At 40.4% G+C, this 25,627-nt stretch carries 19 protein-coding genes; 13 read left to right on the forward strand and 6 right to left on the reverse strand.

Translation table 11 applies throughout. From position 1 onward, the window contains the following. The first annotated feature begins 144 nt into the window (after positions 1 to 144). Both IQ244_RS08335 and IQ244_RS08340 read left to right on the forward strand, forming a co-directional pair. Positions 145 to 5,997, forward strand: coding sequence for a translocation/assembly module TamB domain-containing protein (locus IQ244_RS08335; RefSeq protein ID WP_193891963.1), 5,853 nt, complete (start codon positions 145 to 147; stop codon positions 5,995 to 5,997). 192 nt (positions 5,998 to 6,189) lie between these two features. Continuing rightward, positions 6,190 to 6,861 carry a cadmium resistance transporter gene (locus tag IQ244_RS08340; protein WP_193891966.1) on the forward strand — a complete coding sequence of 224 codons (672 nt, stop codon included), beginning with the start codon at positions 6,190 to 6,192 and terminating at the stop codon, positions 6,859 to 6,861. A gap of 102 nt (positions 6,862 to 6,963) precedes the next feature. Here the strand turns inward: IQ244_RS08340 and IQ244_RS08345 are convergent, their stop codons facing one another. Continuing rightward, positions 6,964 to 8,286 (reverse strand): hypothetical protein, encoded by a 1,323-nt coding sequence (locus tag IQ244_RS08345; protein ID WP_193891969.1) that lies wholly within the window; start codon positions 8,284 to 8,286, stop codon positions 6,964 to 6,966. 1,098 nt (positions 8,287 to 9,384) lie between these two features. Here IQ244_RS08345 and ndhL point away from each other — a divergent pair. The 8 genes from ndhL (at position 9,385) to IQ244_RS08385 (ending at position 14,215) form a co-directional block, all read left to right on the forward strand. Then, positions 9,385 to 9,597 carry an NAD(P)H-quinone oxidoreductase subunit L gene (ndhL, locus tag IQ244_RS08350; protein ID WP_193891980.1) on the forward strand — a complete coding sequence of 71 codons (213 nt, stop codon included), beginning with the start codon at positions 9,385 to 9,387 and terminating at the stop codon, positions 9,595 to 9,597. Positions 9,598 to 9,621: 24 nt separating this feature from the next. After that, positions 9,622 to 9,936, forward strand: coding sequence for a DUF3007 family protein (locus IQ244_RS08355; protein ID WP_193891982.1), 315 nt, complete (start codon positions 9,622 to 9,624; stop codon positions 9,934 to 9,936). Positions 9,937 to 10,126: 190 nt separating this feature from the next. Beyond that, complete coding sequence (trpA, locus tag IQ244_RS08360) at positions 10,127 to 10,930, forward strand: tryptophan synthase subunit alpha (protein WP_193891985.1); 804 nt, start codon at positions 10,127 to 10,129, stop codon at positions 10,928 to 10,930. A 311-nt stretch (positions 10,931 to 11,241) separates the two neighbouring features. Continuing rightward, a complete protein-coding gene (locus IQ244_RS08365) occupies positions 11,242 to 11,883 on the forward strand; it encodes a cell division protein ZapB (protein WP_193891992.1) in 642 nt (213 codons plus the stop codon). 110 nt (positions 11,884 to 11,993) lie between these two features. Next, complete coding sequence (locus IQ244_RS08370) at positions 11,994 to 12,440, forward strand: MarR family winged helix-turn-helix transcriptional regulator (protein ID WP_193891994.1); 447 nt, start codon at positions 11,994 to 11,996, stop codon at positions 12,438 to 12,440. A gap of 2 nt (positions 12,441 to 12,442) precedes the next feature. Next, entirely contained in the window at positions 12,443 to 12,715 is a 273-nt protein-coding gene (locus IQ244_RS08375; RefSeq protein ID WP_228058808.1) for a dioxygenase, read from the forward strand. 13 nt (positions 12,716 to 12,728) lie between these two features. Continuing rightward, entirely contained in the window at positions 12,729 to 13,697 is a 969-nt protein-coding gene (locus IQ244_RS08380; RefSeq protein ID WP_193891996.1) for a glutathione S-transferase family protein, read from the forward strand. Positions 13,698 to 13,765: 68 nt separating this feature from the next. Further along, positions 13,766 to 14,215: a DUF3592 domain-containing protein gene (locus IQ244_RS08385; protein WP_193891999.1), complete on the forward strand. Its 450-nt coding sequence runs from the start codon at positions 13,766 to 13,768 to the stop codon at positions 14,213 to 14,215. A 37-nt stretch (positions 14,216 to 14,252) separates the two neighbouring features. On the opposite strand, the gene IQ244_RS08390 is transcribed toward IQ244_RS08385, so the two are convergent. Beyond that, on the reverse strand, positions 14,253 to 14,765 hold the full coding sequence (locus IQ244_RS08390) for a dihydrofolate reductase family protein (protein ID WP_265578911.1): 513 nt from the start codon (positions 14,763 to 14,765) through the stop codon (positions 14,253 to 14,255). Positions 14,766 to 14,876: 111 nt separating this feature from the next. Between IQ244_RS08390 and menH the strand changes: the two genes are divergently transcribed. Further along, positions 14,877 to 15,686 carry a 2-succinyl-6-hydroxy-2,4-cyclohexadiene-1-carboxylate synthase gene (gene menH, locus IQ244_RS08395; RefSeq protein ID WP_193892005.1) on the forward strand — a complete coding sequence of 270 codons (810 nt, stop codon included), beginning with the start codon at positions 14,877 to 14,879 and terminating at the stop codon, positions 15,684 to 15,686. Positions 15,687 to 15,733: 47 nt separating this feature from the next. Here the strand turns inward: menH and IQ244_RS08400 are convergent, their stop codons facing one another. Beyond that, entirely contained in the window at positions 15,734 to 16,348 is a 615-nt protein-coding gene (locus tag IQ244_RS08400; RefSeq protein WP_322746037.1) for a glycoside hydrolase family protein, read from the reverse strand. Between the two features lie 163 nt (positions 16,349 to 16,511). After that, positions 16,512 to 17,168 carry an NAD(P)H-binding protein gene (locus IQ244_RS08405; protein ID WP_193892008.1) on the reverse strand — a complete coding sequence of 219 codons (657 nt, stop codon included), beginning with the start codon at positions 17,166 to 17,168 and terminating at the stop codon, positions 16,512 to 16,514. A gap of 174 nt (positions 17,169 to 17,342) precedes the next feature. Here IQ244_RS08405 and IQ244_RS08410 point away from each other — a divergent pair, with 174 nt between their 5' ends. Next, entirely contained in the window at positions 17,343 to 18,023 is a 681-nt protein-coding gene (locus tag IQ244_RS08410) for a DUF1997 domain-containing protein (protein WP_193892011.1), read from the forward strand. 89 nt (positions 18,024 to 18,112) lie between these two features. Here the strand turns inward: IQ244_RS08410 and IQ244_RS08415 are convergent, their stop codons facing one another. Beyond that, positions 18,113 to 18,583: a DUF4079 domain-containing protein gene (locus IQ244_RS08415; protein ID WP_193892014.1), complete on the reverse strand. Its 471-nt coding sequence runs from the start codon at positions 18,581 to 18,583 to the stop codon at positions 18,113 to 18,115. A 247-nt stretch (positions 18,584 to 18,830) separates the two neighbouring features. Here IQ244_RS08415 and IQ244_RS08420 point away from each other — a divergent pair, with 247 nt between their 5' ends. Further along, on the forward strand, positions 18,831 to 20,108 hold the full coding sequence (locus IQ244_RS08420; protein WP_193892017.1) for an ankyrin repeat domain-containing protein: 1,278 nt from the start codon (positions 18,831 to 18,833) through the stop codon (positions 20,106 to 20,108). 112 nt (positions 20,109 to 20,220) lie between these two features. On the opposite strand, the gene IQ244_RS08425 is transcribed toward IQ244_RS08420, so the two are convergent. Continuing rightward, complete coding sequence (locus IQ244_RS08425) at positions 20,221 to 25,593, reverse strand: ATP-binding sensor histidine kinase (protein WP_193892020.1); 5,373 nt, start codon at positions 25,591 to 25,593, stop codon at positions 20,221 to 20,223. Positions 25,594 to 25,627 lie beyond the last annotated feature (34 nt).

Below are 25,627 nucleotides of genomic sequence, written 5' to 3' on the forward strand. Positions count from 1 at the left end.
CGCACCCTTGTGGTCGGTGTCAATCCCAAATCTAAAATCCAAAATCCAAAATTGATTGACTCCTGAAATTTGGCATAGTAAAAAAATATGCTGTTAGTGCCAGTAATGTTCCCACTAGGTTCAGCAAGTATAGAGTGAAACCAGATGACTAACTCTCGCCATCAAGAAAGTCAATCCAAAACCCGCACCCGTGTGCGTATGTGGTTGCTGATGTTAAGTCGTGGTTGCATTCCCTTGTTAGGAATCGTTTTATTGGGAATTATTCTGGGCATTTGGCGATTACAAAGTTTTGTCCAAAAAGAGTTAGCGCCGTTAGCAGAACAAAGCCTGACTAATACCATTAATCGTCCAGTGAAATTGGGGAAATTGACCAATTTTTCCCTGACAGGTGTGCAGTTTGGGGCTTCGGAAATTCCCGCAACACCGACAGATCCAGATAAAGCAGTAGTGGAGACTGTAGAAGTAGGTTTTAATCCGTGGCAATTAGTTTTTACTCGTCAACTCAAGCTAGATGTCACCTTAATTAATGCCGATGTCTACATTGAACAAGATGAGCAAGGACGTTGGGTTAACACTACCATTGCGCCACCAGGTAAAAGCGGATTAATTAAAACTGATTTAGATAATTTGCGGTTACGTAATGGCAAGTTAATATTATTAGCTCACAAAAGTGTTGGCAGAGTCACATCACCTGTCACATTTGCCCAACTTAACGGTTCTGCCCAACTGGTGGAAAATAACCAATTGGTGAAGTTTGATGTGACGGGACAGGCCGAAACTGGTGGGAATGTAGCAATTCAAGGACAGGCGCGGACAAAAACTTTAGTTGCTGATCTTCAGTTGCAAGGAAAAGATTTACTCGCCGCTACTGTGACTAATTTGGTGAAGTTACCACTGAACTTACAAGCAGGCAGAGTCAATGGGGATTTACAAATTAAACTCGCACCAGAACAAACACCTTTATTGTATGGCAGTGCAGATTTACAAAAAGTCACACTGCAAATTCCCCGCGTACCCCAACTTTTAAGCAGTACTGAAGGCGATATTTACTTCAAAGGTACAGAAATACGTCTGGATGGTCTAACTACTAACTACGGCAAAATTCCCTTAGTTGCTAACGGCATTATTGATAGTAAAGCAGGTTATCAGTTAACAGGGCGGATCAAAACAGTGAGTGTTGCCAATGCCCAAACAACACTCAAGCTGAAACTACCTGTACCTGTAGCTGGGCAACTCCAAGCTGACTTACAAATCACAGGTAAAGCCACCAACCCAATTCTTTCAGGGGCTGTGGCCACAATTAACACTGCCCGGATTGATAAAGTTAATTTTAAAAGTATTACGAGTAAGTTTGAATTTTCACCGAATGCAGCCTTGTTAACTTTGAGAGATATTCAAGGTGAGACTACTGTTGGTGGAGAAATCATCGGGGGAGGTAAAATCGCTCTTGGGAAAACGCCCCAACTGAATTTGAATTTTACCGCCAAGAATATTGGTGGAGATGCGATCGCCAAAATCTATAGTTCTAGTCCGACTTTCCAAATCGGTAAAGTCGCCGCCACAGCCAAAGTTACAGGTACTCCCAGCAACGCTAGAACTTTTGTACAGTGGCAAGTACCCCAAGCCACATATCCTGGTAAGGGTGAAGCTATCATCACCAGCGATCGCACCGTCTATTTCCAAAATGTTGCCCTGAGAGTTGGTCGTGGTGTAGTTCGGGCTGTGGGCAGATATGCTAATGAACGTTGGCAAGCAGATGTTACAGGTGATGGCGTACAGTTAGAATCTTTTGTTAACAAAAATCAACTGCAAAATATTTCCTTGGATGGGGCAGAATTTAACGGGCGGTTGATTTTAGCGGGTACTAGCGGGCCGTTCCGAATCGCTTCAATTCGCACTCAAGGCGCAGCCGTGCAGATTGCGGGTGGGGCGATCGCCATTTCTAATGTCCAACTCCAAGACCAAAACTTTGCGGCGCAATTAGTCGCCAATAATGTGCGCCTAGGACGTATTCTCAAACAAGCTCCCCCGGCTTTGCAAGGGCGTTTGGCAGGTACATTCCAAATCGCCGGGAATCGAGATAACCTCAGCCTCAAGACTATTAGTGGTACTGGCAAAGCTAACCTCAGTGTTGCTGGCGGTACAGTTACAGCCACAAACATTCAACTGGCGAAGGGAATTTATCAAGCGCAGTTGGTCGCCAATAATCTGGCGGTGCAGCAACTCACACCCAATACACAACAACTGCGCGGGAGATTAGCTGGTCAGTTTAATGTAGCGGGTTCAGTAGAATCCTTCAAACCGCAAAGTATTCAAGCCAGCGGTCAAGCCAAGTTAACTGTTGCTGGTGGGACAATTACCGCTGCAAATATCAAAGTTAATAATGGTCGTTATCAGGCGCAACTTCAAGCTAACAATGTGCCAGTGCAACGCTTGACCAAAGTCCCGCCCCAATTTCAAGGAGATTTAACAGGTCAATTAAATGTTGCTGGTTCGGTGACATCCTTTCAACCCCAAACTATTCAAGCCAGCGGTCAAGCCAAGTTAAATGTGGCTGGGGGAACAATCACCGCCGCCAATATTCGGGTGAATAACGGTCGTTATCAAACGCAAATCCAAGCGAGTAATGTACCGTTGCAAAAATTGGTCGCCGTCCCGCCACAATTCCAAGGTGCATTAACAGGTCAATTAAACGTTGCAGGTTCTGTTGCATCCTTCCAACCGCAAACTATTCAAGCTAGTGGTCAAGGAAAGTTGAATATTGCCGGGGGGACAATTACCGCCACAAATATTCAAGTAAATAACGGTCGTTATCAAGCCGTAGTTGATGGGGCTGGTGTGCAATTAACGAAATTGAATCAGCAATTGCGGGGTCAATTGGGCGGGAAATTACAAATCGCTGGGGCGTTAGGTTCTGCCACATTGGCGAATGTGAATGCTTCTGGTAACGTGCAGTTATCTCAAGGCTTGCCGGGTTTAGAACGACCATTAACAGCTGCGATCGCATGGAATGGTGAGAAACTCGCGATTAATCAACTCACCGCCCCTGGTTTAAATGTGACGGGTGACATCGCCGCCAACGCCAACAAAGCCGGTATACCAGAAATTACCGCTTTAAATTTGAATGTCCAAGCCCAAGACTATAATTTGCAACAGTTACCGATTAATTTGCCGAATCAAGTAGCAGTCAAAGGCAAGGTAGATTTTAACGGTAGAGTTACAGGGAAGTTACCATTACCCAACGTCAATGGCAAAATTGCCTTACGTGACTTGGTAGTCCAGAACATCGCTTTTGAGCCATTGTTAACAGGTAGTATTGATTCAGCCCAAGGGCGTGGGTTGCATTTAGATTTGATTGGTAATCGCGATCGCATTGCCCTAAATTTAGATGGCAATAATCGTCCCCAATCCTTTTTAGTGCAGTGGCAAGATGCTGTAGCTAAAGGTCAATTCCAAGGCAATAATATCGCCTTGAATGTGCAGAATTTCCCCTTACAAATTTTGAACGTCTCTGTACCACCAGCCCTCCGTTTAGGTACTGGGAAGGTCGTGGGGCTAATTAGTGGAGATTTGCAAGTAAATCCCCAAACATTCTTAGCCAATGGTAATTTAGCGATCGCCCAACCAAAAATCGGACGTATCCAAGGCGACCAGTTAACCGCGCAATTCAACTATGCCAATGGCAAAGCCATTCTCACCAGTAGCAAATTTGTCAAAGGTAGCAGTATTTATGCTTTTGCCGGGAGTTTTGGTCAAACTCCGAGAGGGCCACAACTCCAAGGCAAACTCAACGTTAGCCAAGGTAAAATCCAAGATGTCTTAGCCGCAGCGCAAATATTTGAAATCCAAGACTTTCAACGGGGGATATCAGAACCTGCTTATGGTACAGCCGCCGATTTAACTACTTATTCACGGGGTTTACCCAATCAACCTTTATTCGATCAACTCCGGCGTTTGTACGAAATTGACGCAGAATTAGCCCAACAGCAACAACAACGGCGTGATTCTAATTACTTACCAGAACTAGCAGACTTACAAGGAACATTCAACGGGGAAGTAGCTTTAGATACAGCCACAGCCAACGGACTATCAGTGCAATTTGATATTAACGGACAGAATTTTACCTGGGGAAAAGAAGGCGAAAGCGATCGCTTCTACAATGCTAAACAAATCATTGCCCAAGGTAGCTTTGAAAACGGGGTGTTGCAGTTCCGCCCACTACGTGTGGAATTAGACAGCGGACTCCTAGCTTTTACCGGAAACATCGGCGGTAAAGACCAATCAGGTCAGTTGCGCGTTACCAATTTCCCCATCGCTTTAATCAATAACTTTGTTAAACTCCCAGTGGATATCACAGGTAATCTCAACGCCTCAGCAGCTTTAGCTGGCGGTATTACCAATCCTCAAGCCCAAGGCGAATTAGAAATCACCAACGGAACCCTCAATCAAAAGCCTGTAGAATCAGCTACCGCCAGCTTTAGCTATATTAATGGTCGGTTGAACTTTGGTAGTAACGTCTCTGTGGCTGGGCCAGAACCAGTGAACATTACTGGCAGCATACCCTATCAATTACCCTTTGCCACTACTGCACCCTCCAGCAATGACATTAGTTTAGATGTCAAAGTCAGAAATGAAGGATTAGCCCTGTTAAATTTACTGACTGATCAGATAGCTTTTGAGAAAGGTGAAGGGGAAATTGACCTAAAAGTAAGTGGAACCAGACAACGCCCAGAGTTAACAGGAATTGCTTCTGTCAAAGATGCTACTTTTGCTGCCCAAGCTTTACCCGGTAAAATCAGACGGGTGACAGGTAAGATTAATTTCAATTTTGACCGCATTGTAGTAGAAAGTCTGGAAGGCAGATTTAGTCGAGGTCAAGTAGTTGCGGCTGGTGAACTTCCTGTATTTAATAATGGAGAAGCTTCAAGTAATCCCCTCACGGTCAATCTTGATCAACTAAATTTAAATCTCAAAGGATTATATAAAGGCGGCGCTAGTGGCAATTTACAAATTATTGGTTCAGCCTTAAACCCACTGATTGGCGGTCAAATTCGTTTATATGATGGTCAGGTTTTATTAGCAGAATCAACCAATACTAATCAATCTGCAACTAGTGATGCTGTCAAAGCCAACAAACAAGATAAAACTGAGGCGAGAAATAATCCCAATACAGCCAGATTAAATAATCTGCAATTAACATTAGGTAACAATATTCAAATTACCCGTCCACCAATTCTCAGTTTTCTGGCTACAGGTAATCTGACAGTTAATGGCGCTTTATCTTCTCCTATACCCGATGGCACAATTCGTCTCCAGAAGGGTGGCGTGAATTTATTTACCACTCAGTTTAACTTGGCTCGCGGCTATAAAAATACAGCGACATTTAGGGCTGAACAACCGCGTGATCCTATCCTAGATGTGCAGCTATTTGCTAAGGTACTTGATGCAGTCCAAACTTCCGAGTTCTCTAGAACAAGTAGCGTAGGCGGATTGGGTTCTTTAGAAAGTGTGCGAGTTGAAGCGAGAGTCCAAGGGCCTGCTAGTAAATTGAATGAAAATCTCGAACTCACCAGCAGTCCTTCACGCAGTCAAACCGAAATTGTCGCTTTGTTAGGCGGGGGATTTGTTGATACTCAAGGACGTGCTGATAGTACATTAGGCTTAATTAATATTGCTGGTTCAGCGGTATTTAATAATTTTCAGACAACATTTAACCAAATTGCTAATGCCTTTGGCTTAAGTGAGTTTCGCGTATTTCCAACTGTGATTTCTGATAATCCCGAAGCTGGTAGAAGTAGTTCTACATTAGAATTAGCCGCGGAAGCTGGTGTTGATATTTCTACAAAGTTTTCAATTTCCAGTATTAAAATACTAACTGCCAATGACCCCTTTCAATGGGGGATAAATTACCGCATCAATGATGAATTGCGGGTACGGGCTTCTACTAATTTAGAAGATGACAGTCGCGCTGTAATTGAATATCAGACACGGTTTTAGATGAATTGCCATATCATCATGTTACTTTCCTCAAGTTCATAATCTTTTTTTATCGTTTTGACAAAAAAGAATATTTGCTCCTATATAGTGGTTAGCCATAATATTTATGACATACGCAGCTAAGGTACCTAGCTAAAACAACACAATCTATTCTCCAAATTTTGGAGCGTTACATTACCTTACGCAAAGATCATGAATTGGCTAACTACTACAATAATTATTGGCATCTCTGCTGCTTTTGCCACTACTTTCGACGACAATTTATATTTAACTGCATTTTTTGGCAAAGTTAATCGTCATTTCCGTCCGCAAAATATTATTCTTGGTGAATTTTTAGGGTTTACTGTATTAATATTGGCTAGTCTTCCTGGCTTTTTAGGCGGTTTAATTTTACCAACAGCTTGGATTGGCTTGCTAGGTTTTTTACCTATAGCTATTGGGATTAATCATCTATTAACGCGAGAACAAGCGGAAGAAGCAGTACAAGCTGTATCGGTTGATTTTTCGGCTTCTTCAACCAAGCGCCAAAAACAATCCTTATGGACGACTTTACGCGATCGCCAAACTTACCGTGTTTCCGCTGTCACCATTGCAAATGGCGGGAATAACATTGGAATTTATGTCCCCCTGTTTGCTAGTAGCAATCTCCCTAGCTTAGGCGTAATTCTCTGTATCTGTTATCTAACTGTGGGAATGTGGTGTTTTCTCTCTTACAATTTAACCCGTAATCCTCTGTTAGCTCCTATGCTGACTCGCTATGGTCGCAAAGTCTTTCCTTTAGTATTAATCTATTTGGGATGCTCGATCCTTATTAAAAGCGAATCGTATCAGCTTTTACCTGCGATCGCTATGTTTTCCCACTAAATTTAGCAAATACCCCAAAAAGCACTAAAGCCTTTTAACTCTGTCACCTGTCACCTCTCACCTGTCACCCATAACCTCTCACCTGCTTATATATCGAAATTTTTATTTATAAATGCTTTCTCTTAATTGTGAAAACACATGATACGCCTCCATCTTTAATTTTCCCTGAGAACTCTGCCTATTTTTCTGCACTTTAATCAAGTTATATTCAATGTTTTCTGCGTAAATGGCAAAAGTAATATTAAATATTTCCAGAAAATGAATCACCCATTTACATTCATCCTGCGGTAATTTCTCATAATAACGAATTAAATGGGCAATTCTAATTTCCAGATGGCTGCGGGAATTTTGACAAATTAAGATAATTTTGAGTAGTAGAATTACTAAAGTTAATGGATGACCTTGAGACAGCAATAAAGTAAATAGCTGAGAAGGTTCTCGACCATTTTCTGTAGTCAGACAATCAATTAAACGATTACAGCTTCTGAGAAATAAATTTTTATCTAAAATCTCTTCATCACACTCTGGTTTCCAGTTAGATAAATTTTCTGTTAGCTGCTGATTTAAAATTTTGACGAAATCTAGGTTTTTAGCGGAAAAAAACAAGTATTTACGTATACTCTCTTTAAATTCTTTAAAGGTCTGATCCTGGGTTTGTTTAATAAATATATGAGCTAAATTTTCATAACTAAACGCACCTTTTTTTACGATAATTGTTTTGATTAAACGCAAAACATTATCGCCCAAAATACTAGGATTTACATAGCGTGTGTTACTGGAAGCAGCAGACTGAGAACGAGCAATATACATTGCTAATTCAAACTTAAAGTTGTCTTTCATTTGCTGCGAAAGTTGCTGGGCTGCTTCTTGTTGCTCTTTGGGGTTATTAGCATCAAGAGACTGAGCAACTAATAAATAAGTTGCATAACGATTAGCCCAGTGAACTTTGCTTTTATGATCGTGTCTATTAGCAAATAATTTTAATTCTTGATAGTCTTCACTTTTAACAAAATTTTCTAGCCAGCTTTTATATACGTGCAAACTGGTATAAATGCTTTTCTTGCAGATGACATCATAATTAACTAATAAATTAATTAATTCTTGTATATATTCATATTCTCTTTTAGATGCCCAGTTATTGACTATGATATAGCAACAGCGTTTGATAGTATTACGAAATTCCTGCTCGTTATTCGCTAACAAAAGTTTACGAATGATGGGTACAGTATTTAAACTTCCTGATTCGAGAAAATCAAAAAATAATCTTTTAAATTCTCTCAATACCTCTTCTGGGGGTTTTTGATTAACAATTTCCATAAAGAAGCCATATACTTTTTCTTGCCCAAGTTGGAGATTTAATGGCTGAAGGTGGGGTTGAATAAAATTTGGCTCTTCTAAATCAGTAAATAAGCTATAAGTGGTCATGGAAGTTCTCAAGACCAATGAAGTGTATGAATCTATTATTTATTAGATTAACTTTGTCAGCCACTAGTATCAATCAAGTTTTCAAAGATAAAGTAATTTTTTGAATGAGTTTTGATGAATTTACTGAAGTCTTCTTCAAGATTAAATTGAACAAGCTCGATTTTTCAGGAGAATTACGGAGATAAGGTTGATGCGGTGAGATGACGAATCAAGGGTAAAGACTGAAATATTACGAAGAAACGGTGAAATAAGCTGTTACTTGATTTATCACTTGTTGAACCTAAGTGCGATCGCCATCCTACAATTAATTTTAAAATTATCTACATACAGTTAAGCCTGCTTAAAAGTATTTAAGCAGGCTTTGTTTAACTTTGTTTTTTAGTGGGGGTGGAGGGACTTGAACCCTCACGACCGTTTAAGGTCAACGGATTTTCATTCTCTTGCAGCTTTCACTACTACCTTGCGGTTTTGAGAATTGGACTCTCCCTTTACCCTCGCCTTTACGTTAGGGTAGCTCCCGTCGAGTCTCTGCACCTTCCTAAAACTCTGAGTTAAAATTTAAGAGTATGAGTTTGAAAATTACTCAGCACTCAGTACTTTTTTCTCAGCATTTATTTTAGGCTTGGCTCAGGATTGCCTTGTCTGGTAAACAGATTTAGGTTTCCCTGAATTTGAGAGCTGCCACTTGAAGAATTTCTTCATCAAGGCTCAGTTTTCTAAGTCCGTAGCGTCTGCCATTCCGCCACACCCCCAAGTTTAGTTAGGAGCCACTTTTTTTGGAGGCAGCAAATACCTCCTCATCTATTCCACCATCAATTGTGCATTTTGTGAACTAGGTTTGAAAAATTTTTGTCTATTTTGGGTGATCGCGTGATTTTTTGGCAATTTCCCCTTTTCGACAAGCATCTTTACCTTGGTGTGACAAGTACACTGATTAGACACTGGCTTTGCTATTGTAGCACCATCCTGAATTTTGTCCAGGTAAAACTGCGGATTTTTTGTCCAGTATCATTAATCAGACTTTCCTCAAGCTACGCGTTCAGCCTATGATGAGAAACAGATGCACCGAATGGCCTTGTCTACAAAGAGAAAAAACCTATGATCGTCGCCCTGCTGTATCTGATTTTGGCTGGAACTTATTTATTAGTCATCCCTGTAGCTGTACTGTTTTACCTCAAGCAGCGGTGGTATGTGGCTACCTCGATTGAGCGTACTTTTATGTACTTTTTGGTTTTCTTCTTTTTTCCCGGTTTATTGGTTCTGTCGCCCTTTGTGAATCTGCGACCACAACCGCGCAAAATAGAAGTCTAACGAGATTGGTAGGTCATAACTCTCATGCGACGCATCGACGCTCTTGTAATTGGTTTAGGTATTTTTATTGCTGGTGGCTTGGCTTATGTGGGATTACAGCTTGTTGGCTTAGATAGTCAACAAGCTGGGATATGGAGCCAGGCTGTCCTAGTTGTAATTGGCTTAATTGGTTGGGTAAGCACTTATGTTTACCGCGCTGTGAATAACAATATGACCTACCATCAACAACGGGAAGACTATGAACAAGCGTTTTTCCAAAAGCGGCTGGATGAACTTACACCGGAAGAACTAGCCAAAATTCAGGCTGAGATAGAACAAGAAAAGGAATCTCAGGTGTAAAGTGATCATTTTATGAGTCAATAGTCAATAGTCGGGGAATAAGGGAACAGGTTACAGGGTCAAGGGAACAGGCAATTTTTCTGTTCCCGATTCCGAAAGTACGAGATATCGATTTCCATCAGAATGACCCGTTTTCTAGTTTCTTGTAAATTCCTTTGACTATTGACCCTTGACTTTTGACTTTTGACTAATGACCGCCATTTCCGATCGCTTTGAAACCTTAAAACGGAATCAAGAGTGCGCTCTGATTCCGTTTATTACTGCTGGTGATCCAGATTTAGCTACCACCGCTTCTGCTTTGCAAATTCTCGATCGCAGTGGTGCTGACATAATTGAACTGGGTGTTCCCTATTCTGATCCTTTAGCCGATGGGCCAGTCATTCAGGCTGCTGCTACTCGCGCTTTGCAAAAGGGGACGAAGTTAGAAGCCGTTCTAGAAATGCTGCAAGGAATCACCCCTAGTTTGCAAGCGCCAATTATTTTGTTTACTTATTACAACCCAATTCTCCACCGCGGTATCGAAAAATTTCTCCAGCAAATAGCCGCAGCTGGTGTCGCCGGGCTGGTAGTACCGGATTTACCCCTAGAAGAAGCCGCTGGGTTGCTCAAACCTGCTGGTGAGATGGGGATTGATTTGACTTTATTAGTCGCACCTACTAGCTCTAGCGATAGAATTGAAGCGATCGCGCGTGCTTCCCAAGGATTTATCTATTTAGTTAGTGTGACTGGTGTGACAGGAATGCGATCGCAAATGGAAGTACGAGTATCAGATTTACTACAACAGATTCGTAAGGTTACTGATAAACCCATCGGTGTTGGTTTTGGCATTTCCCATATTGAGCAAGCCTGTCAAGTAAAAGATTGGGGCGCAGATGCAGCAATTGTCGGTAGTGCTTTTGTCAAACGTTTGGCAGAAGGTACACCAGAAGAAGGACTTCAGGCGATCGCTCAATTTTGTCAAAGTCTCAAAGCTGCATTAGAGAATAAGGCTTAGGGAGTAGAGATAATCGGACACCGCGGGTAACAATAGACAAATGACTAATGACTCTTGACCCATCACTTTCTTGCCACCTCAGAAAAAGTAGATTAAGAATGTATAACAGTGTAGTTTTTTTACCCTGGTTTAGTAGACAATTTGACGTTTATGGTCTTGAATATTAACAGCAGATTGCAGGCTGTAAAAAAACTAGCTGATACTGCCGCTTATACTTTAAGTGTTTAGGTGAAGTTGAGTAAGTACAAAGATTATGAGTGTGAGAGTGTGTCAGTCACAAATAATTACGTCGCTGTTGAGGGGCAAAGGCGATGAGTGAGAGTATGGCATTTATCGGTGGAGTCGCTGTGGCTGGGCTGGCGGCTCTTGTTTTGCTCAAGGGAACAAATAATCCCTTACAACCTAACTTCTCTGTCACCCCCCAAATACCCACTGTAGTTGCACCTCAGCTACAGCCACCCGTACAATATCCTTCCAACTACGGACAACCTTATCCAACTACTCAGCCCCCCACTGCGCCCAATCCTGAGTTACGAGCAGAATTTGAGCAGTTAAAAGCTGAATTGAATCGTTTAAAAACCGATAATGAACAGCTAAGAGGGGCAAACCAAAGACTATTTGATAATCAGAATGCTCAACAGTTGCTATTAGCCCAGCAAAATAGCCAAAAAGTTGCATCTGAAGTGTTACAACCTCAAAGTGCTTGGTGGTCTTCACCCATTGTTTGGGCTGTGGGAGGCGCTACGCTGACTGTTGGTGGTGGTATTGTTGTTGCTGGGGTATTGGCTTTATTTGGGCCTCGCAACCGTCCAACTCGTACCGTACAGGTAATTCATCCTTATCAAGGTGGTTCTACTGCACCTTTGGTTCCTGTCCGTCGGGCTGAGTTTCTCCCGCCTTCCCGTCAAGAAGCTAGACGAGTTGAAGCACCAGAATACGACGAAATGCACTAATAAGAAAATACTTGTTAATTAGCTCAAGCATAAGGTGAAATCTTCGCCTTGATGCTTAATTTTTATCTTAATGTACTAATTAGAATAGTCTGTTTAAATTATGTATCTCCATGTATGATTATTCAGTTAAAGCTGCGGCTCAAGAACCGTTTATTCCCACAATGCGTGAACTGGTACGAGCCTATCACGCATTTTCCGCTTATTCAGAAACCCACATACGACAATTTGACCTCACACCAGCACAATTTGATGTCATTGCAACTCTCGGTAATACATCGGGAATGTTTATGGGAGAAATTGGCGAGAAAACTTTCATCACCAAGGGAACTCTCACAGGCGTGATAGACCGCTTGGAGAAAAAAAACTTAGTAGTGCGAGAAGTACCCACAGACAACCGTCGTAGCGTAGTTGTGAAACTCACTTATGAAGGACAAGCCTTGTTTGAGGTGATATTTCCGGCTCATATTACTTACCTGAAAGAACGCTTTGAGCAGATAGAAAAGTCTGAGTTAGAACTATTACGAGTTTTACTAAGTCGCTTGCGTTTGCTGTTTTAGGGTTGATAGACAATGCAAATCCACCTCAATGGGTAAGAGAATTTAATGGATGGTTAGCACAAGCGATCGCACAAAATGATGTCAAAAGCCTGTTAAACTATCGCCAACTCGCTCCATACATCTTAGATAACCATCCCACAGAAGAACACTTACTACCATTATTTGTGGCTTTGGGAGCAAGTGATAAAAATGCCAGAGGTAAACAACTCCATAGCAGCTATACTTACGGCGTATTCAGTATGGCGGCTTACGCTTTTGATGAGATGAGAAACTAATATAGGGAAAAATATGGCATTAGGTAGATTAGTTAACGGCCAGTGGACAACCGTCTGGACAGAACGTAACGACAACGGCGAGTTTCAGCGATCGCCAACGCAGTTTCATCATAAAATTACAGCAGATGGCGCAAGTGGATTTAGGGCAGAAGCAGGCCGATATCATCTGTATGTTTCTTTGGGTTGTCCTTGGGCGCATCGCACTGTATTATTACGCGCTTTAAAAGGACTGGAAAAAGTTATTAGTCTTTCTATTGTTGACCCCGTAATTAGTGACCAAGGTTGGAAGTTTTCTGATAAACCAGGATGTATTCGAGATAAAGTCAACCAAGCGGATTATCTTTGGCAAATTTACACCAAAGCAAACCCAACTTATACCGGGCGAGTCACCGTCCCGGTATTGTGGGATAAACATACACAAAGCATTATCAATAATGAATCTCGCCAAATTATTCAAATATTGAATACAGAGTTTAATTTTTTCGCAGAGAAGATGGTAGATTTTTATCCCAAATCCCTGCAAACTTTAATTGATGAAACGATAGATGCAATTTACCAGCCAATAAATAATGGTGTATACCGTACTGGTTTTGCAACATCACAAGCTGCTTACGAACAAGCACTCAAAGAATTATTTCTCGCACTGGAATATTGGGAAAAAGTTTTAGGTAAACAACCATACCTTTGCGGGGAAGAAATTACATTAGCAGATTGGTGCTTATTTACCACACTATTCCGATTTGACTTAGCATATTATGGTTTATTTAAGTGTAATATCAAGCGATTAGTTGAACATCCTAATCTCTGGAATTATTGCCGCGAGTTATATCAATTTCCTGGTGTTAAACAATGGTGTAATATCAGTCATATTAAACAACTTTATTATATAGGCTTACCAGAATTGAACCCCAATGGGATTGTGCCACTAGGCCCCATCATTAATTTTGACTTACCTTATAGTCGCCGCGATCGCCAAAACTAGATAATCTTTTCTATGCATCAAAATCTGATGACTCTAAAGTAAATATCTGCTTAATTGTAAAAAAATATATGACGAATGAAGATGTAACATTTTTTCGTTTATTTGGTTCTATATTTGGTGGAGTTGGTAGTATTTTTTTGATTACTGGTATCCTAATTGGCGTAAATACGCGCTCTTTTGTTGGCAAATCTATTGCCACATCAGGGACTGTAATTGATGTGGTAAAACATAGATCTAGAGATAGTAAAGGCCGTTCCTTTACTGCATATTACCCAGTGATCAAATTTACTGCTAATTCTGGTAAGCTTATAGAATTTGAAGCTAATAGCGGTAGTAACCCACCAGCATATAATCAAGGACAAAAGGTGGAAATTCTTTACAACCCTCAAGAACCAGAATCCGCTGTAATTAGCTCTTGGTTTGAATTATGGTTCTTACCTACTATGTTTACGGGTATGGGTTCGCTGTTTGTTGTAATTGGGGGAATACCCTTAGTTAAATCATTCCTGCCTAGATAATAATGTGATGGGCGATCGCATTTAATATTTGTACTTATTAATTTACTTTTCTTTTCACATTGTAAGTAACTTGTAACAACCCTGAATCATAAGTTTTCACATCATTCAATTCAAGTTTTGTTTCTAAACTTGAGTCCTTAATAATTAACGGTATACCATTGCCTAAAATAATTGGGTGAATTGATAAAATCATTTCGTCAATAAAACCATGTTTTAAGAAAAACTTGATTGTCTGTGCGCCTCCAACTAGCCAAATAACGCCTCCACTTGATTGACGCAAATTTGTCATAAAATTTTGCCAATCACCATTCACAAATGTAGCGTTATTTTCTGCTTGACCTTGAAGAGTTTTGGAAAGTACAAAAACTTCCTGGCTGCTATATGGATATTCATCAAAACCTAATATTTGCTGATAAGTCTTGTTACCCATAATTAATGTATCAACATCAGCAATAAACTCAGTGTAACCATAGTCTTGATCTGTAAATAGCCAATCTATTTCTCCTGATTCTCTAGCAATATATCCATCAAGGCTAGAAGCAATAAACAAACTAATCTTTCGCATAAACTCGCTAGAATTTGAGAAGCTCTTGATTAGATATCATACATTAGCTTATTATGACTTTACAGAAAATTCTCATTTAGTTTTCAAAACTAAAATATGTCAGAAAATTATCAATTTAACTATAATCTAATTCAATATAAAAACAAACCATATATTCTTTTTTTACATGGGTTTATTGGTCAGTTAGATGAATTTAATGAAGTTATAAATTTACTAGGCACAGAATTTTCTTATCTCACAATTGACCTTCCTGGACATGGCAAAACTCAAGTATTAGGTGACGACAAATATTATAAAATTGACCAAACTGCTCAAGCTTTAATTAACTTATTGGATAAGTTGCATATCCCTAAATGCTTTTTAGTTGGGTATTCAATGGGTGGAAGATTAGCTTTATATCTCACCCTGCATTTTCCTGAGCGTTTTTACAAAGTGGTATTAGAATCAGCATCTCCAGGACTAACGGCAGAAACAGAACAATTAGAACGAGTCAAAAAAGATGAGCAAATAGCGAGAAAACTGTCAAGATTGGTTGCTGAAAATGAGTTTCGAGAGTTTTTATTAAACTGGTACAATCAGCCAATTTTTGGTGCTATCAAAAATCATCCTGAATTTGCCAGGATGATAGAAAGTAGGTTAAAGAATCAACCAATTGAATTAGCTAAATCACTAAGATTTATGGGAACTGGAAGTCAACCTCCTTTATGGGGAAAACTTCAAGGTAATACAGTACCTTTGCTGTTGCTGGTAGGTAATAATGATGAAAAATTCATAACTATCAATATAAAAATGGCTGAAATATGTAAGCTATCTCAGGTGAAACTAGTTAGTAATTCTGCTCATAATATTCACTGGGAGAATACTCAAGAATTTGTGCAGAATATTCAAGGATTTTTGGCAATATGATATTAGATAATTTGCTATTTAATTATTCAATTTTTGTGCATCAATATTTAGATATTTTTGCTTTTAGGCGTTAATGTTGGGTTTGGTGTTGTAGGAAATGCTGGTGGATTAGCTGCGGTTAATTCTTCCTTTAACATTTTTTGATAAATCTGCGGTAAAGAAGTACTGATGGAATTAGTTTCTATTCCGTATCCTAAACTTGTCCAAGTGGGAGACAAACGCCGTAAGACATCAATGATTTTGCCTTGACGCAGCAGTTGAGAAATATTGACTTGCCAAACTTGGGAATCGTTCAACCAACGGTAAACTACCGTATCTTGAAATTCTGGTTCAAAACTATAAGAAGTCCAAAACACCATCCTCATGGGGTGTGGGTGATAGCGGGGGGCAATGTGATACCAAGTAGTGTTAATAATTTGATATCTCCCCGCGGCGGTGGAACAATTACCTGTGTTTGGCCCTGTAACGATCGCAACACAGATTTCAGGATGGCGACTCAGGTCTGTTACTTGTTGTCCACCATATAACAGAGAGTAAGGACGGTTCCCATTAGCTTCGCTGGCGGAAATAGTTCGCATCAAGGCGCGAATATAAGGGTCGCCACCTTTCATAACTAGGGGTGGTTGATGATCATTAAAAACCGGATCGGAAGGCGATCGCAAATCTCCAAAAAGATACCACTGTAACAAGCAGACAAAAGCCAGCAGCGCTGCGATCGGGCCGATTAATTTTTCAACGCCTTTAAGTTCAAAACGTTTCAGATTTTGACTCCTTTGTTTTTCGTCACTGGTATTTTGCCTTAACTATTAACTACAGACTCTAGACTTAGCATTGCTGAAATAATTCCCCAAAGGTTTTTGCACTAGCTTCTGGTTTAGCAATAATCTCCACAATTTTATTGCGGGCGGCTGGTTCAAAGAGTGCTTCCACAGAAACTTGAGCAACTTTTTGGCGAGGAATACTCCCATCGAATAATGTATCTGCACTCTGCATCACGATCGCATCAGAGTTATCTTCATTTTTTAACCCACCAGGTCGCACAATGGTATAGGTAAGACCACTTTTTTGAATGTATTCCTCGGCTTGTTTTTTCCAAACTAAAATCAGCCAGAACAAGTTTAAAGGATGGAATAACAAAGAAGTACACAAAGAAGAAACTAAAACAAAATGCTCAATTCCCTGAGCTTTAGCAACAGCCACTAAATTTTTCGTACCTTCAAAATCTACTTTATATGGCCCTGTTGGATCAAAACTGGGTTTTGCACCAGTCGCACACAACAATATGGTGCTATCTCCCAACGCAGTAGCGAGGCTTTCGGGTTGCAAGACATCGCCAACAACCAATTCAGCATCAGGAGGTAAAATCCCTCTAGCTTTCTCTATATCGCGCACCAAAGCACGCACGGGAATGTTCCGCGCTACTAATTCTTGGACAATGCGGCGACCTGTCTCACCTGTGGCTCCGGCTACAAATGCTTTCATGACAAACGTTATCCTAAAAAACTAGTATGTGATTTATCCGTATTTTAGTGATTTCATAAAGTTCATGACAGAATCTTAAAATTTCAGCCAAAATAGGATCTTGCGTAGGAAATCACCCAAGTAAGCTGGGAACTATAAATATAGCCAAACGCCAACTCAGAGGGGAATGCTTTGATGCTTTCAACAAACGGCGAATATCAATCCTTGGATATAAAAGAAACTGTTTTACCTGTAGAGTCCAACTTAGTAGAAACTGATCATGTAGTTACAGATGCTACTTTAGCGACACAAACCCAGTTTTGTGGTTGCTACAGCGATTACATGGAGATGTATGCCCCAATACATCTAGTTGCGGAATATCTCAATGCTCATTCGTCGTGGTTTACACGTTGCGCTGAACCAATGAAGGTACAGCCGTTGGGAGAAAATGGCTATGCTTTGACTATTGGTCGTTTTGGCTCGTTTGGTTATGAAGTGGAGCCAAAAATTGGTTTAGAACTTTTACCAGCGGCAGAAGGCATATATCGGATTCGGACTATCCCTATTCCTGACTATCAAGCACCGGGTTATGACGTAGATTATAAAGCATCAATGCAACTCAAAGAGTATCAAACTGATGATGCGGCGATTTCTAGTGGGGTAACGCGAGTTGAATGGGATTTAGATTTAAAAGTTTATCTTCACTTTCCCAGATTTATTCAACGATTACCCAAGTCTCTGATTCAATCTACAGGCGATCGCTTGCTGAATCAAATTGTCCGTCAAGTCTCTCGCCGCTTAACCCGCAAAGTTCAAGAAGATTTTCATCAGTCCGTAGGCTTACCTTTTCCTGCTAATTCTAAAAAGAAGCGTTGAATCAACTAAAGTCAAAAGTATGAAGTCTGAAGTCTGAAAAATAATTTTAGACTTCATAATTCAGACTTCATACTTCAGTTGACTAATAACTAAGCATTACTCAAAATCCTTTGGACAATTTGCACACCAGTGATCGCCTGCCAAGTAAATAGACCTAAAATCACGAAATTCAACAGAATGTGAGTTACTCTTGCCCAATTGGCTCCTTTTTGCATAAAAGGAGATAGGGCAGCAGAAAAAGCGATTAAACTAGTCATCCCTAACCCCGCCAGTAAGTGCGCCCCCACAAATAACTTACCGTTATTAATATAGGTAACAGCCATCCCCCCAACTGCGCCTGCTACCATCAAAGCTAAGAGAATTGACCCGATTTGGTAGTGTTTGACGTTAAATTTACCTTTAATCAGTTCTTTCTTTTCTTCCCCTTGAGCGTTTCTGGTACGCTGTACTTGCAATCCCAAATAAGCAGCATAAAGTGAAAGCGCCAAAAGTACCCACATCATGAGCGGGTGGAAAAAGTTAAGCCAGTATTTCACAGAGGGAGATATTTCAGGAGTCATTGTGTTCTCGCCCAATTCTTAAATCTTAATAAAAATTAGCATAAGTCTCAGGGTAATTCGTAATTAATTAGGCGTGATAGACTACATACACACTTTGGATCGATCAATCCTGCTGCAACACAACTTCACAAACACTAATATTTTTACTCAGGACTTTCTTAATACAGCCCTATTGCAAAAGTACTTAAAGAATTTCAAACTAAATTTGGGGACTAGATGATAAAACTGCCCAGGCAGGATTTAATTAATGACTGAAAACAACGATGTCTTGCTGCTGAAGGCTGCGAAAAGTGGAGATATCAAGCGGCTGAGTGAAATTCTCGCTGCTGGTGTAAAGGTGGATGGGTGCGATCGCGATGGAACTACGGCATTAATGTATGCTGCTAATTTAGGTTACACAGAAATTGTGCGATCGCTTTTAGATGCGGGGGCAAATATCAACTTGCCAAGAAAACGCTATGGTTTAACAGCGTTGATGTTGGCTGCGAGTAATCAACAAGTAGATATTGTCCAGCTTTTAGTGTCGAGAGGTGCCAACGTTGATGCTATCAATGAAGATGGCAGCACCGCCTTAATGGCAGCCGCACTCAAAGGTTATGTAGAAATAGTACGAATACTACTGGCGGCTGGTGCAAAAGTAAATATTGCCGATAAAGATGATGATACTGCTTTAAAATTGGCAGTCAAACAAGGACATCTATCAGTTGTGCAACTCACATCACAAAATGGCGCTGATGTAAATCTTCAAGATGAAGATGGTGAAACACTCTTGATGATTGCTGCGGACTTGGGGAATTTAGAGATTGTCCAAGCATTGTTAGCGGCTGGTGCAGATGTTAACTTACAAAACAGTGATGGTGGTACAGCATTATCCGCTGCTGCTGCTGCTGGTAATAGTGCGATCGCCTCTGCTTTACTCGATCAAAATGCCCAAATTAATTTGCAAGACAAAGACGGTGAAACAGCATTACATATTGCCGTTGTTGAAGGCCACCTTGAAGTAGTGCAAGTCTTACTCCGTCGGGGTGCAAATCTCCAAATTAGAAATAAATTAGGCGACACTCCCACACTAGTTGCAGTCTTACAAGGACACAGCGAAATTCTTGAAGCACTGCTGAGTTCTGGTGCCAATATTTATGGAGAATCAGAACTTCCTTTAATAGCTGCCATATCCTTGGGACACACCCAAACAGTCAAAGTATTATTAGACTACGGCGCTAATCCTAATACTCTGGGAAATGACAGTCAGACTGTTTTGTTAAAGGCTGCTAAAGGCAATCAGATAGAAATTATTCAACTGTTAATAGCCAAAGGTGCAGATGTCAATTTTCAAGACATAGCCGGAGCAACAGCATTAATGTGGGCGGCCTCTGGCGGCTACACAAAGACTGTACAGATATTACTCCAAGCTGGGGCAAATCCGAATTTGCGAAATCGCGGCGGCTATACCGCTTTAATGCTGGCAGAATTTAATGGGTATCAAAACATAGTCAAGATTTTGCAACAAGCTGGCGCACAAGAATAATATCGCTTTTGTTAACAGGGAATAGGAAACAGGCAACAAACAGATTTTTTGATTGATTTATCTCATCTGTTCCCTGTTCTCGACCTACACAAGTCGGATTTTTATAACAGGATTAGCTGTCTTTGATAGGAAGGGAAATGACAAATTCTGTGCCTTTTCCCACAACAGAATTGACCACGATTTTACCGTTGTGTTTTTCTTCAACAATTTGCCGGGCGATCGCTAGTCCTAACCCTGTACCTTTACCAACACCTTTAGTAGTAAATAAATGATCAAAGATTTTCTCTAGAACTTCTGCAATCATACCTTTACCGTTATCTCGAATATGGATGTAAACTTGGTTAGCAATTGCTTGAGTACGGATAGTAATTTCTTGGGGATGAGTTTGCAATTCGGCAAATGTGTGTTCTTGTGCCATATCATCAAACATATCAATGGCATTAGCCAAGATATTCATAAATACTTGGTTTAATTGACCAGGAAAGCATTCAATTAGAGGTATATCACCATATTCGGGCTGAATATTAATGGCAGGACGGTGTTCGTTGGCTTTGAGGCGGTATTTTAAAATTAACAAGGTACTATCAAGACCATCATGGATGTTAGCCATCACTTGATTGATTGTATCGGCACGGGAGAAGGTACGCAGACTGGTACTAATTGATTTGATGCGCTCAGTTGCTTCAGTCATGGAAACCAGCAACTTGGGTAAATCTGCAACTAAAAATTCCAAATCGATATTCTTAGCGTTATTTTGAATCTGGGCGACAGGTTCGGAATAGTATTGCTGATAAAGTTCTAGATGTCCAATTAAATCCTGAGTGTAGTCTTGGGCGTTGCTAATACTACCGTAAAGAAAACCAATGGGGTTATTAACTTCATGAGCAACTCCCGCGACTAAGTTACCCAAAGATGCCATTTTTTCATTTTGGACTGTCTGGAGTTGAGATTGTTCTAACTGTTGAGCATAAGCTTGAGCTTGCTGATAAAGGCGAGCATTTTCTAGAGAAATAGCAGCTTGACTACAAAGGAAGTTGAGAATGAGGATGCGATCGCTTGTAAACACTCCACTAGTAAAGCGATTCTTCAAATACAAAATCCCAATCAAACTTCCCTGATAAAGAATTGGTAAACATAACAGACTTTTTGGTTGGCGCTGAAGTAAATACTCATCAATTACCGGTAAATCTGTCTTGAGTTCGTTAATTACCACAACTTCTTGGTTATTTTTGACATATTGAATCAGTTTGACGGGGAGGATGGAATTACCTTCTAAGGGTTGACGATAAAGTTCTGTAGTTTCGGATGTGGTAATGGCTCTCACCTCCCATATTCCATCACTATTTGGCAAGATTAAGGCGCAGCGATCGCCACCGGAGTTTTGCAGAATAATTTGAGTTAGTTGATGCAGCAGTTCATCTAGTTGAATTGTGCTAGATAAACTTTGAGAGGCTTTGAGAATAGCCGCAAAATCCAGAGCAATATTCAAACTCGCACGAGAAGAGGGGTTAGCGGTTGTAGCAGTCTGAATTGAGACATGGGAGGTGGAGATAGCCGCAAGGGTTTCCAATGGGTTGAGCATTGGTATTGTCTGCTGAAAAATAGGACTCAGTAAATGAGAATAGTGGCTTTCTAAATCGTCGGTTTTGGCCTTTGCACCCCAATGAGCATAACAATAATAAGCTTCCTGCATATAAGCTGCGGCGATTTTGTCTTTACCCCAAGCTAGGTAAAACTTCGCAGCCAGTTCATTGGCCAAGGCTGCTTCTTGGAGGTAGCCGTTGGTTTGAGCCAGAGCGATCGCGCGATCGTAAAAATCCCCCGCTTCATAGTATTTTCCTAATACCCGATAAGTTTCCGCTTCTACTAGTTGAAACTTATGTAAATAGTTCATGGGAGCATGATCTGCCCATGTCTGCATAGATTTTTGGTTGTTTGTAATCTTCTCCAAATCATCTGAACTAGAAGCTGAGGATAATAAACTCAAAGATTGATAAAAATTCTTCAAAGGAATAATCAATAAACCCGCCGCACCTTGTTCATATTCTTCAAATTTACTAGCGTAATATTTCGCACTTTCCACATCGCCAAATAAATAAGACAGTAGAAGTTTGGCTAGATAAACATAGCAAATTCCATTAACATTCCGACTGGCAATTAAAGATGGTAGAGTCAGAGTTTCGTTGAAACTTGAACCAATTAGCATCGTGTAATTTTCAGCTTTGCCACGCAGATTAATTACTGTTTGTCGCCATGTATTTGCCCAAAGTAAAGAAGCTTCTTGCTTAATATCTTCAATGAGCAGACAGTATTTATCAGCCTCAGATTCGGCAATTTCGAGATTTTCTCCTGTCCAAAATAAAAATTGGCAATAGCAATTAGCACAATAACCAACATATTCTAAATCACCATGTTCTAGCCCACTGGTTAAACCAGCTAAAAATACAGGTAATGTCGAACGCAGAGAATCTTGCCAATGTTTAATAAATAAAGCAAATGTGAGATTAACTTTACTAGTTAATTCTTTAGCTTGCAATTGCTCTAAAAGAATGGTTGCTAGTTGACCAAATTGATAGCCGCGCTTAATTTCGCCAGTAGCACATAAGAATAAGCCATACAAACTATAAGCAATGGCGGCTTGGGGAGAGTTACCACGTTGAATACAGATTTTCACCATCGTGAATATCTTTAAGGGTAACAACTGTGGTTTGGCTAAATACACAGATGCAAATAAACCTACGAGGATTCGCATCGCAGCGGATTGATGGGGGTCTTGGAGAATTGGTAAATCTGCGAGAGTTTCTATGGGGCGATCGCCTAAAATAATTTTGAGTTGTTGATGTTGGGCAATCATTGTCTCAAAATCACAATCTTCAGGGAAATCTACCCCAAGTAAATTGAGAGCTTCTCTACCTGTATCTATGGCTTCGATGAGTTTGTTTTGGGCGGTGTAAGATAAAATTTGGATTTCATAGACTTTGATTTTATCTAAGGAGTGACGCGCTGATAATAGTGTTTGTGCAATCAAATTCTTAGATTGGGCAAAGTTAGTATTTAAATATTCTGATTCTGCTAACGATTCATACAATTGCAGTGTCAGATTATACTGATTTTGCCAGCTATCTGCGGCTAAGAGTGTTAAACCTGTGTTTAAGTAACTCACAGCCGCAGAGTAGGCTGTAGCAACTTTGGCTTTATTTCCCGCCCGTAAGTTTAACTGAGCTAATTGTTCTCTTTGTGAGATTTCATCAATTAATTCAATACCGATATTTAGCTGATTGACAATATCAAAAATGCGGTTTTCAAACTCTTGTTCTGGGGTATTACTCCAGAGTAATTGGCCAATTTTGAGGTGAGTGGCTTGTTTTTGGCGATCGGGAATTAAAGAGTAAGCAGCTTGTTGAACGCGATCGTGTAAAAACCGATAGGTTACATTCTCTCTGTTGTGAGTATTTGTCTCTGCTTGCTCATGGCTGATATAAAATTTATAAACTTCACTTTGGGGTAGAATTAATCCTTCTTGTAAAGCTTTCCACAAGGCTACAGCCGCTTCTGATTGTAGTTGTTCCGAAACAATCGCTAAGGTGGTTAAATCAAACTGATTACCAATACAAGCAGCTAACCTCAAGACATTTTGCGTTTCTTCAGGTAACTTCTGCAATTGCTGCGCCATAAACTCTACTACATCATCGGTGAGCGATAGGGCGTTGATTTGGACAATATCACATTCCCAATATCCCTGTTCACGATTAAATATAATTTCACCGTCTTCGTATAATGCTTTAAGAAACTGAGTGATAAAAAAGGGATTGCCTTGGGTTTTGCGGGCAATTAATTCTGTGAGGGGAAGCGATCGCTCAGTTGTACAATGCAGTGTATCTGCAACTAACTGATTTGCGTCACTCATCATCAAAGGCGCAAGGGTAATTGTATTGACGGTTTTACCCATGTGCTGAAGTTCCGTAACTGTCAAAATCAACGGGTGTGTTGGCGACACTTCATTGTCTCGATAAGCCCCCAACAATAACAGATAATTTTTATCTGCCATCAGCAGCTTAATCAATTGCAAAGAAGCTGAATCAGCCCATTGCAAATCATCGAGAAACATTACCAATGGATGTTCGGCTGTGGTAAAAACGGCAATAAATTTTTGGAATAATAAGTTAAATCGATTTTGGGCGGCGGTTCCCGCAAGTTCGGGTGCGGGGGGTTGTTTACCAATCACTCGTTCGAGTTCTGGCATAACTTCAATCAGAACTTGCCCATTGTCGCCCAAAGCGGTGAGAATTTTGCTCCGCCACTGGTTTAATTTGGTATCTGATTCGGATAATAACTGCCCCATTAAATCCCGCAAAGCTTGGACAAATGCTAATAAGGGAAGATTTCGATTGAACTGATCGAACTTACCTTTGATGAAATAGCCTTGCTGACGGGTAATGGGTTTGTGAACTTCGTTGACTACGGCTGTTTTTCCAATCCCGGAAAATCCTGCTACTAGCATCATTTCGGTTGTGCCATTAGCGACGCGCTCAAAAGCTTGCAAGAGGCGGGTAACTTCAGTTTCTCGCCCGTAGAGTTTTTCGGGGATGAGGAAGCGATCGCAAATATCCCGTCTGCCAATTTCAAAATATTCAACTTTGCCAGTATGTTTTAACTGTTCACTACAATTTTCTAAATCATGCTTTAATCCCAAAGCACTTTGATATCTATCTTCGGCATTTTTTGCCATTAATTTTATGACAATATCCGCAATTACCGGTGGTATTTCTGGTCTGTTCCCCAAAGTAGTTAGCGTTTTGGCTATATGACAATGCAACAACTCCATTGGGTCATCACAGATAAATGGTAGAATCCCCGTCAATAGTTCATAAAAGGTTACACCCAAGGAATAAAAATCACTCCGATAATCTATTCCTCGATTCATTCTCCCAGTTTGTTCTGGGGAAATATAAGCGAGTGTGCCTTCTAAAACATTAGGACTCTTGATTTCTTGAGTTTCTCTGGGTAATAGGGAGGCAATACTAAAGTCAATCAGTTGAACTTGTTTTGTTTGGGGATGAATCAGAATATTGGCAGGTTTGATGTCTTTGTGAATGACACGATATTGATGCAAATCGTGGAGAACATTGCTTAATTGAATGGCGATCGCTAAAAATTCGGCTAGGGAAAGAGTGGTAGTTTTGATGTATTCTCGTAGCGCAATACCCCCTGTATCCGCCATCACCAATATATAACCATTGCGATATGTTTCTAAAGCTAGAGGATAAATAATACCCGGAATCTGGAGATTTTTGCTAATAGTATATTGATTGCGAAATTGCAATAATTCTTGGAAACTAGGATATTCTGAGGTGAGAAGTTTGATGACTACAGGTAGTTGATCAACTTGACGGATTGCTCGATATACTCTGGTTCTAGAACCTGCATATAGTTGAGAGCTAATTTGATATCCGGAAATGATGGGGGTATGAGACTCAACAACCATTGATATTTACCTCTAGCTTCTTTTGGCGTTTGCT

Origin of the sequence: Nostoc sp. LEGE 06077, assembly GCF_015207705.1 — a bacterium.
GTDB lineage: Bacteria > Cyanobacteriota > Cyanobacteriia > Cyanobacteriales > Nostocaceae > Nostoc_B.

What these genes read in the sequence shown, in the direction of transcription:
- IQ244_RS08335 (WP_193891963.1), top strand. Translation starts at nt 145, where the DNA reads ATGACTAACTCTCGCCATCAAGAAAGTCAATCCAAAACCCGCACCCGT.
- IQ244_RS08340 (WP_193891966.1), top strand. Translation starts at nt 6,190, where the DNA reads ATGAATTGGCTAACTACTACAATAATTATTGGCATCTCTGCTGCTTTT.
- IQ244_RS08345 (WP_193891969.1), bottom strand. Translation starts at nt 8,286, where the DNA reads ATGACCACTTATAGCTTATTTACTGATTTAGAAGAGCCAAATTTTATT.
- ndhL (WP_193891980.1), top strand. Translation starts at nt 9,385, where the DNA reads ATGATCGTCGCCCTGCTGTATCTGATTTTGGCTGGAACTTATTTATTA.
- IQ244_RS08355 (WP_193891982.1), top strand. Translation starts at nt 9,622, where the DNA reads ATGCGACGCATCGACGCTCTTGTAATTGGTTTAGGTATTTTTATTGCT.
- trpA (WP_193891985.1), top strand. Translation starts at nt 10,127, where the DNA reads ATGACCGCCATTTCCGATCGCTTTGAAACCTTAAAACGGAATCAAGAG.
- IQ244_RS08365 (WP_193891992.1), top strand. Translation starts at nt 11,242, where the DNA reads ATGAGTGAGAGTATGGCATTTATCGGTGGAGTCGCTGTGGCTGGGCTG.
- IQ244_RS08370 (WP_193891994.1), top strand. Translation starts at nt 11,994, where the DNA reads ATGTATGATTATTCAGTTAAAGCTGCGGCTCAAGAACCGTTTATTCCC.
- IQ244_RS08380 (WP_193891996.1), top strand. Translation starts at nt 12,729, where the DNA reads ATGGCATTAGGTAGATTAGTTAACGGCCAGTGGACAACCGTCTGGACA.
- IQ244_RS08385 (WP_193891999.1), top strand. Translation starts at nt 13,766, where the DNA reads ATGACGAATGAAGATGTAACATTTTTTCGTTTATTTGGTTCTATATTT.
- menH (WP_193892005.1), top strand. Translation starts at nt 14,877, where the DNA reads ATGTCAGAAAATTATCAATTTAACTATAATCTAATTCAATATAAAAAC.
- IQ244_RS08405 (WP_193892008.1), bottom strand. Translation starts at nt 17,168, where the DNA reads ATGAAAGCATTTGTAGCCGGAGCCACAGGTGAGACAGGTCGCCGCATT.
- IQ244_RS08410 (WP_193892011.1), top strand. Translation starts at nt 17,343, where the DNA reads ATGCTTTCAACAAACGGCGAATATCAATCCTTGGATATAAAAGAAACT.
- IQ244_RS08415 (WP_193892014.1), bottom strand. Translation starts at nt 18,583, where the DNA reads ATGACTCCTGAAATATCTCCCTCTGTGAAATACTGGCTTAACTTTTTC.
- IQ244_RS08420 (WP_193892017.1), top strand. Translation starts at nt 18,831, where the DNA reads ATGACTGAAAACAACGATGTCTTGCTGCTGAAGGCTGCGAAAAGTGGA.
- IQ244_RS08425 (WP_193892020.1), bottom strand. Translation starts at nt 25,593, where the DNA reads ATGGTTGTTGAGTCTCATACCCCCATCATTTCCGGATATCAAATTAGC.